Raw genomic sequence first — 12,964 nt, forward strand, 5'->3', positions numbered from 1 at the left:
CATCGCTTTTCTCCTGGCCTCCGGCAGTTCGCGCCGCAACGCAGCCCGCGTCCGAGTTTCCAAACGGGCTCTGAGGAGCACTCCGCAGGAGTGCGTCTCGAAGGACGAGGGCACTGCGCGGGCCTCATCCTTCGAGACGGCCGCTTCGCGGCCCCTCAGGATGAGGTCATAGTCTCTCGCCGCTGGTATGAGATGCGCCCCCGGCGGCGGCCGCCGGGAGCGCGGTGCACGGCAGAAAAACTACTCGGCCGCCGGCTCGATCCAGCGCGGAAACACCGGGGTCGGTGCCGGAAGCCGGCTTCCCGCCGCGATCCGCGTCGCTCCGCCGAGTTTCGAGAAATCACGCTCGTCCGCCGGGATCGCCAGCAGGTCGAGCAGCTTGCCGGCCGCGGTCGGCATCACCGGCTGCGCCAGGATCGCGACCTGCCGCAACACCTCGGCGGTGACCCACAAGACCGTGCCCTGCCGCACCGGATCGGTCTTTGCGAGCGCCCACGGCGCCTCGCCGGCAAAATAGCGGTTGGCTTCCGCGACCACCGCCCACACGGCGTTCAGCACCTGGTGGATCTGCTGGGTCGCCATCGCCTCGCGGGCGCGCTCGACCAGCGCGTCGGCCATCGCGAGAATCGCCTGGTCGGTCTCGGCGAGGTCGCCGGGCGCCGGCAGCTCGCCCTTGAACGCCTTGCCGAGCATCGACAGCGAGCGCTGGGCGAGATTGCCGAGATCGTTGGCGAGGTCGGCATTGATGCGGTTGACGATCGCCTCGTGGCTGTAATTGCCGTCCTGGCCGAACGGCACCTCGCGCAGGAAGAAATAGCGCAGAGGGTCGACGCCGTAGGCGTCGGCCAGCGCGAACGGGTCGATCACGTTGCCGACCGACTTCGACATCTTCTCACCGCGGTTGAACAGGAAGCCGTGGGAAAATACGCGGTGCGGCACCTCGATCCCGGCCGACATCAGGAAGGCCGGCCAATAGACCGCGTGGAAGCGCACGATGTCCTTGCCGATCACGTGCAGGTCGGCGGGCCAGTATTTCTTGAAGCTCTCGGATTCGGTGTCCGGAAAGCCGACGCCGGTGATGTAGTTGGTCAGCGCGTCGACCCAGACATACATGATGTGCTCGGCGTCGCCCGGCACCGGGATGCCCCAGTCGAAGGTGGTGCGGGAGATCGAGAGATCCTGAAGACCACCGCGGACGAAGCTCGCGACCTCGTTGAGGCGCTCCTTCGGCAGCACGAAGTCCGGCACCCGGGCATAGAGGTCGAGGAGCTTGTCCTGATAGGCGGACAGCTTGAAGAACCAGCTCGCCTCCTCCATCCACTCGACCGGCGCGCCGGTCGGCCCGCGGCGGATTTTGTCGTCGCCGACGGTGGTCTCGCTCTCGGCGTAGAACGCCTCGTCGCGCACCGAGTACCAGCCGGAATATTTCGACAGATAAACGTCGCCGTTCGCCTTCATCCGCTCCCAGATCGCCTGGCTGGAGGCGTAATGGCGCGGCTCGGTGGTGCGAATGAAGTCGTCGTGCGAGATGTTCAGCCGTTCGTCCATCGCCTGGAAGCGGGCGACGTTGCGGTCGGCGAGCTCTCGGGCGGACATCCCCTCCTTGGCCGCCGTCTGCACCATCTTCTGGCCGTGCTCGTCGGTGCCGGTGAGGAAATAGACGTCGTAGCCGTCGAGCCGCATGAAGCGGGCGATCGCGTCGGTGGCGATCACCTCGTAGGCATGGCCGATATGAGGGGCGCCGTTCGGATAGGCGATGGCGGTGGTCAGGTAGTAGCGCTTGGCCATGATGTGCTGCTCACGCGGACGGCCGGTCGGCGGAGCGTCCCGGTCCGCTCGTCCCCGCGACGGCGGGGACCCAGAAGAAGAGGTCTGGATTCCCGCTTGCGCGGGAATGAGCGGAGTTTTTTCCGGGCCGCCGGCGTCCGGCAACCGCAACCTCGCTCGGTTCACGATGTGCCCATGGGAGAGCCCGCACGGACGATGCCTGAGGTATCAACCCCGTGCCGCCTCGGCAAGCCAGCCGAACACGGCGAACACCAGCGGGCGGCGCTCGAGGTTGAGAATCTGCGTCTCCCGCACGGCGTCGTCGATCTTCGCCCACGCCTCGGCGAGCGGGGCGAGCCGCTTCACGTCCTGCGGCGGGCGGTGCAGCTCGGCGGTCATCCAATCGCGCACCGTCTCGGCAAAGACGTCGACCACCGCGCGGTCGGCCCGCTCGAGTGTGTCGCCGAGCGCGTGCAGCGCGCGCGGATCGGTGCGCGGCAGCGCCTCCAGCAGGCCGGTCACCTGCTGGCGGAGCGCCAGCATCGGCCCGCCCGAAAGCTGGATCGCCCGGGCGACGCAGCCATCGGAGACCTCGGCCGCCTGGACGAGTGCTGGATCGTCGGGCTCCGCCCCGAGCGCCGCGCCGGTCGCCGCGACCACCTCGGGGACGCCGAGCGGGCGCAGCGCCAGCACCCGGCAGCGCGAGCGGATGGTCGGCAACAGGCGGCCCGGCGAATGGCTGACGAGGAGGAGGAGCGCGCGCTGCGGCGGCTCCTCGAGAATCTTCAGCAAGGCATTGGCGCCTTCGGGGAATTTCAGCTCCTCGGCGACGTCGACCAGGCACACCCGCCAGCCGCCGCCGGTCGCCGTCGCGCCGAAGAAGCCGACCGTGTCGCGGACCTGGTCGACGCTGATCACGGTGCGCAGCTTGCCCTTGTCGTCGGTCGTCCGCTCGAGCACCAGCAGCCCGCCTTCGGTCGCCGCGGCGATCCGCCGGGCGGCCGGCGCGTCGGGCGACACGGCGAGCGAGGTCGCAGCCTGCACGGGCGGCGCGGCCGGGTCCGGGTTCGCCAGCACGAAGCGGGCGAAGCGATAGGCGAGCGTCGCCTTGCCGATGCCGGCCGGGCCGGTGATCAGCCAGGCGTGCGGCACCCGGCCGGAGCGATAGGCGGCGAGAAGCGTCTGTTCGGCGGCGGCGTGCCCGACCAGCGAAAGATTTTCGCGGGGATGCGGGACGGACGGCCCCTCCTCCACCCGCTCGCGGCGCGGCCGGCTGCTCATCGTCCCGACCTCGGCCGTCGGCCGCTCATGGGGCAGCGGCCAAAAGCGGCGCGTCCTCGGTGCGGGCGGTGCCGAGGCGGTCGCACACCACCTGCCAGACCGCGTCCGACACCGTGTGCGGCGGCGCGGCGGCGTCGATCATCGCACAGCGGGCCGGCTCGGCGTCGGCGATCGCCCGGTAGGCGTCGCGCAGGCCGGCATGGAAGGCGAGGTCCTCGCTCTCGAAGCGATCGACGCCGTTGCCCTGCCCCTTGCGGCGGCTTTCCGCGCGGGCGAGCCCGGCCTCGGCCGGCAGATCGAGCACCAGCGTGAGATCCGGCATGGTGCCGCCCACGGTGACGCGCTCCAGCGCGCGCAAAAATTCGGGGTCGAGCTTGCCGAGCGCACCCTGATAGGCGCGGGTGGAATCGAGAAAGCGGTCGCAGATCACCCAGGCCCCGCGGGCGAGCGCCGGGCGGATGGTCTTGTCCAGATGGTCGGCGCGGGCGGCGGCGAACAGGATCGCCTCGACCTCGGCCCCGAGCGGCTTTGCCGCGCCGGCGAGCAGCACGTGGCGGACGATCTCGGCGCCCGGCGAGCCGCCGGGCTCGCGGGTGAGCACCACCGCGACGCCGAGCGTGCGCAGCCGGCCGGCCAGGAGCGACGCCTGGGTCGACTTGCCGGCGCCCTCGCCGCCCTCGAAGGTGATCAGCCTACCCGGCATGTTTCGTCACCCGGCATCGGCACTTCTGACGCCCCAGTGCCCGTCGACCAAACGCTGGAAGCCCGCCCGCACCCAGCCGAACACCAGCTCGGTCACCACGTCGAACGCCCGCTGCGGCAGATTTCCGCGCGGAACGGCAGTGGCCGTGGCGAGCGGCACCTCGAGCGTGACGTTGTCGCCGCGAAACACGCGCAGCGTGCCGACCGGCGTTCCCTCGGCGACCGGCGCCGGCACCGGCCCGGTATAGACGATCTTCGCCGTGATGCGGTCCGAGGTGTTGCGCGGCACCAGCACCGAGACGGCGCGCGCGGCGACCAGCGGCACGCTGCCCTCGGCGCCGCCGAACACCTTTGCCCAGCCGATCGGCTGGTCCTTCGCGAACAACGGGCGCGCCTCGAAGCCGGTAAATCCCCATTCGAGCAGCCGCTTGCCCTCCTCGGCGCGCTCCTTGGAGGATTTCAGGCCGTTGATCGCGAGGATCAGCCGCAGGCCGTTCTGGGTCGCCGAGCCGATCAGCCCGTAGCCGCCGTCCTCGGTATAGCCGGTCTTCATGCCGTCGGCGCCGATGTCGAGCGACAGCAGCGGGTTGCGGTTGCGCTGGCGGATCTTGTTCCAGGTGAATTCGGGCTCGCCGTAGATCTTGTAGTAGTCCGGATAGGTCTTGATGATGTGGCGGGCGAGCTGCGCCATGTCGCGCATCGTCACCATGTTGTTCGGGTCCGGCAGGCCGGTGGCGTTGCCGAAGGTCGAGTGCGTCAGGCCGAGCGCCTTGGCCCGCTTGTTCATCAGATCGACGAAGGCGCGCTGGCTGCCGGCGAGCCCTTCGGCGAGCGCCATCGCGGCGTCGTTGCCCGACTGGATGATCATCCCGCGCAAGAGGTCCTCGACCCGCACCATGCTGTGGATCGGGGCGAACATGCTCGAGGTGTGCGAGGGCGCGCCGCCGTGGCGCCAGGAATCCTCGCTGATCTCGTACTCGGTGTCGAGGGTGATGCGGCCGGACTTCAGCGCGTCGAACACGACCTCGGCGGTCATCAGCTTGGCGAGGCTCGACGGCGGGCTCGGCGTGTCGGCGCTCTTCTCGAACAGCACGGTGCCGGTCTCGGCGTCGATCAGGATCGCGTAGGGGGCGGCGGTCTGGAACCCCTCCTCCTTCTTCGGCCCGGACACCGGATTGGGCGCGGCGACGGCGGCGACCGCGAGCACCACGAGGCAGGCGAGCGTCGCGACGACACGAGGAGCCGCGGCGCGCAGGGCGCGCGACGGCGATCGGACCGGTCCGAACCACGATGCGGATTTGCGAGGCAATTGGCGAGGCATCTCGGCTTCCCCGGCATCGGACGACCCGCATCCGGACGGCTCGGATCCGGGCGGGTCGGGTCGGGACGGCGCGGCGAGCCGCTGCGAACCCGGACTCGCGACTCGGCCGTGCCCGTCATCTCACGATTCGCCGCAAACCGCGATCCGCCTCGAGCGCGAGACGCCTGCGGCGGGCGTCAGTAGAGCCCGCGGCCGGTCATCACCGACACCGGCAAGGTGCCGAGCACACCGGTGCCGTTGCCGGTTGCGGCGAAGGCGGTGACCGGCGGAGCGCCGGCATTGTCGACCTCCCGCGCCGAGGCGACCGCGGTGTCGGCCTCGCGGGCGGTGTCGCGATAGCGCCGCGACGGCGGGGCTTGCCGGTCGGCGAGCCCGAGCTCGAACGGCCGGTCGGGCGGCACCGGCACGTTGCCGCGCACCGCGCCGCCACCCTTGCCGCGCAGACTGGCCGGCAGGAACGGCCGGCTCGCGGCGATCATCACGCCGGACGGCGCCGGGGCCGGACGGCCCTCGCGCAGCGTCGCCATCAGGATGCCGTCGTCGTCGCCGTCGAGCGGCGCGCGGCCGACATACTCCACCCGCACGCGGCCGGTGCCGCTGCGCTTGAAGCCGAGCATGTCGGCGGCCTTGTGGGAGACGTCGAGCACCCGGTTGCGGTGGTAGGGCCCGCGATCGTTGACCCGCAGCACCATCGAGCGGCCGTTGTCGAGATTGGTGACGCGCACATAGCTCGGCATCGGCAGCGTGGGGTGCGCCGCCGACAGGCTGTGCATGTCGAACACCTCGCCATTGGCGGTCAGCCGCCCGTGGAAATCGTCGCCGTACCAGGAGGCGAGCCCCTCGGCCTTGTAGTCGGGATCCTCTTCGGGAACGTAGAGCCGGCCGCCGACGGTGTAGGGCTTGCCGACCTGATAGCGGCCGCCGCCCTTCGGCACCGGCTCGTCGGGCCCGACGACCCGCGGGCTCGCCGAGACGCCGAGGCGCGGATCGATCTTCGAGAACGCGCCGCTGCCGCACTGAGCCAGCACCGCACAGACGGCCGCCGTCGCGCCCACGCGCGCCGTCCGGCCGAGCAGCCCCCACGTGTCCCCCCACACCATCTGCCGAGGCTTCCCCCTCCTGCACCGGACCGCTTTTTCCGCCCGTGTCCGTCCCCCCGGACGATGCGACACCGGCTTCGATCCGCCGACCGGCGCAAATTTCCGCGCGGCCAGACCATCCCTCGATCTTCCACTATACGCGGCCGCGCCGCAGCACGTAACCGGCGTCATCAAGGCATGGTGAATCGAGCGGAAAGAAGACGAAGCGCGCCGATCGGCGTTCCCGGCCGGTTTCGGGCGCCATGCCGCGCGGGGCCATCGCTGAAAACGGGCAGAAAACCATCCGCTCAATTGTGCGTCGATTTTTTCGGTATCGCGCAACGGCCACGTGCGATCCTGCCGGTCGACCATACGGAGGTTTCGACATGCACGCGGTTTCGAGACCCCTCGCCCGCTTCGCCGCCGACCGCTCCGGCGCCACCGCGATCGAGTACGGCCTTTTGTGCGCGATGATCGGGCTGGCGATCCTCGCCGCCGTCGGCACCACCGGCGAGGCTTTGGTCGCCTCGCTGCAAACCCTCGTGGACTTCTTCTCCGCCTTCTGAAGCGAGCACGGGCCGGGGTTCGCCACGGCGGAGACGGAAAAAAGCGGGGCGACCCGCCGGCCGCCCCGTTTTCCACGCCACACGCCTCACGCCACACGCCGTGCGGGCCGTGCCCGCTCGGGCTCACAACCGATAGAGGATCTGGTCGGTCCAGAACCGCTCGAGCCGGTGCAACGCCTTGTTGAGGGTCGCGAACTCCTCGGCGTTGACGCCGCCGACCTGCTCCACCGTCCGCACGTGCTTCTGGTAGAGGGCCTCGATGATGTTGCGCACCTCGCGCCCCTTGTCGGTCAGCTTGATGCGGACCGAGCGCCGGTCGACCCGCGAGCGCTGGTGGTCGAGAAAGCCCATCTCGACGAGCTTCTTCAGGTTGTAGGACACGTTCGAGCCGAGATAGTAGCCACGGGTGCGCAGCTCGCCCGCGGTCAGCTCCTTGTCGCCGATATTGTAGAGCAGAAGCGCCTGAACCGAGTTGATGTCGGCCCGGCCACGGCGGTCGAACTCGTCCTTGATGACGTCGAGCAGCCGGCGGTGCAGCCGCTCGACCAGCGTCAGCGATTCCAGATAGAGCGGCCGGATGTGGTCGTAGCGCACATCCCGCTCGGCGGGTTCCGCCGGCCTCACGACTGCCTTCATGATCGACGCCTTTTCGTTCGTTTTCTGCCGGGGCCCTGTTCCCCCAGGCTTGTGTCGATTTGTACGCGACACGCTCTAAAAACGGTTTAAGCAACAGCATAAAGAACCGGTTTATTTGTCGAGGTAAACCAAGGACTAAGGATGGAATTCGGGGGGAGTTTTTCAGATTCGGTTTACCGCTTTCGCGAAAGCGTGTGGGGGGGCGCCGGCGGCTTTGTGCGCCCTGCCCGCCTTTCCTGTGGACGAGCGCAGGGCGTGCCTTGCGGCGGTAACCGGGACCGGGGCAGCCGCGGCCGGCCGGGCGCCGACCCTGGCCCGCCGGAACGCGGTACGGCGGCCCAAGGGCCGCCGTACCGTGACGAAACGAACGACAGGAGCGGGATCTGCAGGCACGTCCCGAGACGGTCGCTCAGTCGACCCGGCTCCAGGTCTGGCCGCCGCAGAACATGCCCCCGAAGGCGCAGCCCTCGACCCGCATGCGGTCGGTGCCGCGCATCGCCAGCGTCGAGTCGTAAACGCTGCCGCCGGGGCCGTTGCGGGTGTCGCGGATGCGGCCCTTCCAGCGCTTGCCGACCGGCTTCATGTCGATCAAAACCTCTTCGCCGTTGCGGCCGGTCGCCTTGTCGACCGCATAGCCGCAAATGTTCGGCCCGCACGGCTCGACCCGCACCATGCCTTCCTTCTTCTCGGTCAGCCACAGGCCGATCGGGCCGTCCGCAGGCGGGGCGGCGGCGGGTGCGGTATTCGGCGCCTCGACCTTCGGCGGCACCGCGGCGAGCCTCTCGTCGGGCGCTTGCGCCGGCACCTCCCCGGGGCGGGCGGTCACCTTTGGCGGGGCTGCGGGCGACGGCGGCACGGCGATGGCGGTGTCGTTCGGCACGGGCTGGTGCTCCGGCGACGGCCGGGCGGTGACGGCGGGCGTTTGCGGTTTGGGACGGGCGGCGGGCCGTGTGTCCGGGTGGTCTCGGCGGCGCTGTGGCGCCGGGTCGGGCGCGGCCTCGTCATCGCCCCACCGGTCGCCCCAGGAGTCCTGATTGCTCCCGCGGCGGCCCTCGCCTCCCTCCTCCATCAGGCCGGGCAGATCGGACAACGCCTTGCCGACGTCCTCCCAGCGAATTTCCGGCATGTCGAATTTTTGGGTGGTGCCGCCCGGCTCGGTCCATTCCACCGAGCCGCACAAGCGATCGCGGCAGCGCTCGTCGAAGCGGAATCGCGCCGAGCCCTGCTCGGTGTCGATCGAGAACGAGCCGGCGTGCGCGCCGGTCGGGGCGGCGGCCAGGAGCACGAGGGCAGTTGCGATACCGAGCGTGCGCATCATCTCTCTCCCATCGGCGTGGAGGCGCCGCAGTGTCGGGAAAGATCGTGCCCGTCCGATGGCCGGACGACTGTGACGCGCCTCACGTGCGCAGCCTCGTCGCACTCCGGAAACGACGAACGGCCGGGCCTTTGCCGGCCCGGCCGTCGCAGTCCTCGACGCTTTCGAAAGCCGGAGATCAGCCCCGCCGCTCGGCGGTCCAGGTGCCGGCGCAGGCACCGCCCGCCCACCGCCCGGCGCCGGCGGCGCCCGACAGCCGGCCGCGGCCGGTCGCGCTCTTGTCGCCGTAGCTCAGCCGCACCACCAGCTTGCCGTCGCGCGCGACTTTTCCGGAAATGTCGAACGAGCTCGAGCCGGCATTCACCAGGCTGCCGTCGTCGTTGATGCGGATCGGGTAGCGATAGGCGCGATCGCAGTCGCCCTGCTCGGTGACCACCACCACGCTCCACATTCCGTCGAAGTTGGTCCGCGCCTGGGCCGGCGCCGATCCGGCGATCGCGCCGAGCGCCGCGATGCCCGCCGCGGCGGCGGCGGTGGCAAACACTCCGATGGTCCCTGCACGCACAGTCGAGCTCGTCATGAGTTCTCCCCTCGATACGGCCGGTGCGAGCGTACACGCCAGCGGTGAACGAGTGGTTGGGTTCACCGGCCCCCGGCTCCGTTTCGTCGGGGCGAACAACGTGGAAGTTCGAGATCCGTTCCTTCGCGGACAGTGCAGTCGCACGAATGCGACGGCCGATCACCGCGCGATCACGCACTCGTGCGCGCACTCGGGCGGGCGGCCTCCGGCGCCGATCCGTCGCCGGGTACCTCCCTGCCCTGCCCGCGGTCCTCGAGGCCCGAGAGGCGCAGGCTCTCGTCCCACAGGCGCCGCGCGGTCTCGTCGTTCTTCGCGGCCGCGGAGGGCTCGCACGGCTTCGATTTCGAAAGATAGAGGCCGGTCTTGCCCGCGATCTCCGGCGAGGTCGCGGCATGGACGGGCGTCTTCACGCCTTCCTTCAGGGGAATGGCAAAGAGCTTGGTGAAGCGGATCGCGAGGCCGTAGAGCCCGCGATTGTTGTCGCCGAAGCCGGTCGCGACGAACCCCGGATGCACGCAGTTCGCCGTCACGCCGGTGCCGTCCAGCCTTCGGGCGAGCTCGCGGGTGAACAAGACGTTGCACAGCTTGGCGCGGCGATAGGCCTGCCAGGCGCTGTAGCTGCCGGGCCGCTGATATTGCAGGTTCTCGAAATCGAGGGTGACGCCGCGATGCGCCTCCGACGCGATGTTGACGATGCGAGAGGGCGCCGACTGCACCAGCTTGTCCCACAAGAGCAGCGTCAGCGCGAAATAGGCCATGTGGTCGAGGCCGAAGGTGCACTCGAAGCCGTCCGCGGTGGTGTCGCGCTTGGCGAACATGCTGCCGGCATTGTTCAGCAGCACGTCGATGCGCGGCAGCTGCTCGTTCAGCGTCGCCGCCAGCGCCCGGATGTCGTCGAGCCTCGTGAGGTCGGCGTAGTGCATCTCGGCGACGGCGCCCGGCACCTCGCGGCGGATGCGGGCGAGCGCCGCCTCGCCCTTGGCGTGGTTGCGGCCCACCAGCACGAGATTGGCCTGCATGGCGGCGATCCCGATCGCCGCCTCGAGCCCGAGGCCGCCGGTCGCCCCGGTGATCACCACCGTCTTGCCGGCGAGATTGGGTGTGTCCTGCATCGCCCGTCCCCTTCGCGTCGACCGGCCGCCCGAGGGGGGAAAAACCCTCGGCCGTCCGCCCTGCCTGGTGCCGCTGATGTGGCGGGACCGGGGCGCCGTGGCAAGCGGCGTGGCAAGCGGCGGCCCGGCGGCACGACGTCGCCTCTCGAACGGGACCGACGTCATCGTGTATCATTCGAGGCTCACACTCCGGGCGTGGCGCGCACGGCGTGCGTGGCCGGGTGTGCGGGTGACACGGGAGCCGAGGGGGACGCACGTGCCGACCGATCCGACGCATCACACGCTCGCGCACGGGACGCTCGACGTCTTCGCCGCGTTCGGCACCATGCATCTCGTCACGGTGCTGGCCTGCTTCTCGGCGATCGCCCTCCTGGTCGCGATCGGCCGAACATTGTCGACGGCCGCCGAGTGGCGCCTGCGCATCGGCCTCGCGGTGTTCGCCCTCGCGGTGTGGACGATCTACAACATCGCCTGGAACTGGAACGGCATCGACGTCGTCACCGGCCTGCCGCTCCATGTCTGCGACCTCGGCCAGCTGATCGCCCCGGCGGCGCTCCTCACGCAAATACGCTGGCTGCGGGCGACCCTGTATTTCTGGGCGATGGCGCTGACCACGCAAGCCTTCATCCAGCCGACCGTGACCCAGGGGCCGACCTCGGTCCTGTTCTGGTGCTTCTGGATCGCCCACACGATCGTGCTCGGCTATGCGGTGTACGACCTCGCGGTGCTGCGCTTCAGCCCCGACTGGAGCGATTTTCGCGGCGCCGCGGCGTTCAGCCTCGGCTATTTCGCCTTCGCCTTCGGCCTGAACGTCCTCATCGGCTCGAACTACGCCTATATCGGCAACCCGGCCGACCCGAAGCTGGTGCCGCCCTTCGTGCTGCTGCTCGGCCCCTGGCCGGAGCGCGCCCTGGTGATGGCCGGGCTCGCCGGGCTCGGCTTCCTCGTGGCGCTTCTGCCGTGGCGGCTCGCGGCGAAACCGTTTCCGCGAGAGGCGGAGGCGGACGAGGTGGACGAGATTGCCGCGAAGGTCGGCTGATACCGCCCTCGCAGACTCGTGGCGGCGCAACCGGCGGGCGGCCCGGCGCGCCGCTTTCCAAGCGCCCGCGCCTCGTCTACTGAGCGGGCGTGCATTGTCGCTGCGCCGTTCCGGACCCCCGATGACCGACACCACTCGCCCCGCCCGCACCCTCTTCCCGGCCCCGCCCGACGCCTCCGACCCCGGCGAGGCGCCGCGGGTGAGCTTCGTCTCGCTCGGCTGCCCCAAGGCCCTGGTCGATTCCGAGCGGATCGTCACCCGCCTGCGCGCCGAGGGCTACGAGCTCGCCCGCGACCATCGCGGCGCCGATCTGGTGCTGGTCAACACCTGCGGCTTCCTCGACAGCGCCAAGGCCGAGTCGCTCGCGGCGATCGGCGACGCCCTCGCCGCCAACGGCAAGGTGGTCGTCACCGGCTGCATGGGAGCCGAGCCGGAGGCGATCACCGGCCGCTTCCCGGACGTTTTTGCGATCACCGGCCCGCAGCAATACGAGAGCGTGATGGACGCGGTGCACCGCGCGGTGCCGCCGCGCCACGCGCCGTTCCTCGATCTCGTGCCGCCGCAGGGCGTCAAGCTGACGCCGCGCCATTACGCCTATCTGAAAATCTCCGAAGGCTGCAGCAACCGGTGCAGCTTCTGCATCATCCCGAAACTGCGCGGCGATCTCGTCTCGCGCCCCGCCGCCGACGTTCTCCGCGAGGCGGAGAGGCTGGTGGCGGCCGGTGTGAAGGAGCTTCTGGTCGTCTCGCAGGACACCTCCGCCTACGGCGTCGATCTGAGATACGCCCCGAGCATTTGGCGCGATCATGAGGTGAAGGCGCGGTTTTTCGACATCGCAAAGGCGCTCGGCTCGCTCGGCGCCTGGGTGCGGCTCCACTACGTCTATCCCTATCCGCACGTCGACGAGGTGATCGGCCTGATGGCGGAAGGCACGGTGCTGCCCTATCTCGACATCCCGTTCCAGCACGCCTCACCCGCAGTGCTCAAGCGCATGCGCCGCCCGGCCGCCCAGGAGAAGACGCTCGAGCGGATCGCCCGCTGGCGCGCCGACTGCCCGGACCTGACATTGCGCTCGACCTTCATCGTCGGCTTTCCCGGCGAGACCGAGGCGGATTTCCAAATCCTGCTCGACTGGCTCGACGAGGCGGCGCTCGACCGGGTCGGCTGCTTCGCCTACGAGCCGGTGACCGGCGCACCGGCCAACGACATCGCGCCGCTGGTGCCCGACGAGGTGAAGGCCTCGCGCCGCCACCGCTTCATGGAGCGCCAGCAGGCGATCTCGGCCAAGCGCCTCAAGCGCAAGGTCGGCACCCGGCAACAGGTGATCGTCGATAGCGTCGGTCCCGACGGCGCCGCAAAAGGCCGCAGCAAGGCCGACGCGCCGGAGATCGACGGCGTGGTCCATGTGATGGCACACCGGCCGCTCAAGGTCGGCGAGATCGCCACGGTGAAGATCGAGCGCGCCGACGCCTACGATCTGTTCGGGACCGTGGTCGGATACTGATACCACCGGCGGAAGACTATGACCTCATCCTGAGGGTCGCCGAAGGCGACGTCTCGAAGGAT

Annotated in this window: 12 protein-coding genes; 3 read left to right on the forward strand and 9 right to left on the reverse strand. The window is 69.9% G+C overall.

Features of this window, described 5'->3' with window-relative positions:
• Positions 1 to 240: 240 nt before the first annotated feature.
• The 5 genes from metG to A33M_RS25220 all read right to left on the reverse strand — a co-directional run bounded on the left by metG (position 241) and on the right by A33M_RS25220 (position 6,171).
• Positions 241 to 1,788: a methionine--tRNA ligase gene (gene metG / locus A33M_RS07850; protein ID WP_008385489.1), complete on the reverse strand. Its 1,548-nt coding sequence runs from the start codon at positions 1,786 to 1,788 to the stop codon at positions 241 to 243.
• A gap of 207 nt (positions 1,789 to 1,995) precedes the next feature.
• The gene (locus tag A33M_RS07855) at positions 1,996 to 3,048 is read right to left on the reverse strand and encodes a DNA polymerase III subunit delta' (RefSeq protein ID WP_008385490.1); all 1,053 of its coding nucleotides are present in this window, start codon (positions 3,046 to 3,048) and stop codon (positions 1,996 to 1,998) included.
• A 25-nt stretch (positions 3,049 to 3,073) separates the two neighbouring features.
• Positions 3,074 to 3,751 (reverse strand): dTMP kinase, encoded by a 678-nt coding sequence (gene tmk, locus A33M_RS23465; protein ID WP_008385491.1) that lies wholly within the window; start codon positions 3,749 to 3,751, stop codon positions 3,074 to 3,076.
• 6 nt (positions 3,752 to 3,757) lie between these two features.
• Positions 3,758 to 5,071, reverse strand: coding sequence for a D-alanyl-D-alanine carboxypeptidase family protein (locus A33M_RS22830; protein ID WP_008385492.1), 1,314 nt, complete (start codon positions 5,069 to 5,071; stop codon positions 3,758 to 3,760).
• A 176-nt stretch (positions 5,072 to 5,247) separates the two neighbouring features.
• Positions 5,248 to 6,171: a septal ring lytic transglycosylase RlpA family protein gene (locus A33M_RS25220; protein WP_040619694.1), complete on the reverse strand. Its 924-nt coding sequence runs from the start codon at positions 6,169 to 6,171 to the stop codon at positions 5,248 to 5,250.
• 365 nt (positions 6,172 to 6,536) lie between these two features.
• Between A33M_RS25220 and A33M_RS07875 the strand changes: the two genes are divergently transcribed.
• Positions 6,537 to 6,716: a Flp family type IVb pilin gene (locus A33M_RS07875; protein ID WP_008385498.1), complete on the forward strand. Its 180-nt coding sequence runs from the start codon at positions 6,537 to 6,539 to the stop codon at positions 6,714 to 6,716.
• A gap of 123 nt (positions 6,717 to 6,839) precedes the next feature.
• Here the strand turns inward: A33M_RS07875 and ldtR are convergent, their stop codons facing one another.
• The 4 genes from ldtR to A33M_RS07895 form a co-directional block, all read right to left on the reverse strand.
• Positions 6,840 to 7,352 (reverse strand): transcriptional regulator LdtR, encoded by a 513-nt coding sequence (gene ldtR, locus A33M_RS07880; protein ID WP_083850362.1) that lies wholly within the window; start codon positions 7,350 to 7,352, stop codon positions 6,840 to 6,842.
• A 409-nt stretch (positions 7,353 to 7,761) separates the two neighbouring features.
• The gene (locus tag A33M_RS07885; protein WP_008385504.1) at positions 7,762 to 8,667 is read right to left on the reverse strand and encodes a DUF2147 domain-containing protein; all 906 of its coding nucleotides are present in this window, start codon (positions 8,665 to 8,667) and stop codon (positions 7,762 to 7,764) included.
• 178 nt (positions 8,668 to 8,845) lie between these two features.
• Positions 8,846 to 9,247, reverse strand: coding sequence for a hypothetical protein (locus tag A33M_RS07890; protein WP_083850363.1), 402 nt, complete (start codon positions 9,245 to 9,247; stop codon positions 8,846 to 8,848).
• 170 nt (positions 9,248 to 9,417) lie between these two features.
• The gene (locus A33M_RS07895) at positions 9,418 to 10,359 is read right to left on the reverse strand and encodes an SDR family oxidoreductase (RefSeq protein ID WP_008385508.1); all 942 of its coding nucleotides are present in this window, start codon (positions 10,357 to 10,359) and stop codon (positions 9,418 to 9,420) included.
• A gap of 256 nt (positions 10,360 to 10,615) precedes the next feature.
• On the opposite strand from A33M_RS07895, the gene A33M_RS22235 reads away from it, so the two are divergent.
• Together A33M_RS22235 and rimO are read left to right on the forward strand one after the other, a co-directional pair.
• Positions 10,616 to 11,398 (forward strand): YwaF family protein, encoded by a 783-nt coding sequence (locus A33M_RS22235; RefSeq protein ID WP_008385511.1) that lies wholly within the window; start codon positions 10,616 to 10,618, stop codon positions 11,396 to 11,398.
• A 121-nt stretch (positions 11,399 to 11,519) separates the two neighbouring features.
• Entirely contained in the window at positions 11,520 to 12,902 is a 1,383-nt protein-coding gene (rimO, locus tag A33M_RS07905; protein ID WP_008385512.1) for a 30S ribosomal protein S12 methylthiotransferase RimO, read from the forward strand.
• Positions 12,903 to 12,964: the final 62 nt, after the last annotated feature.

The organism is Rhodovulum sp. PH10 (genome assembly GCF_000293785.1).
In the GTDB taxonomy this organism is placed as follows: domain Bacteria; phylum Pseudomonadota; class Alphaproteobacteria; order Rhizobiales; family Xanthobacteraceae; genus Rhodoplanes.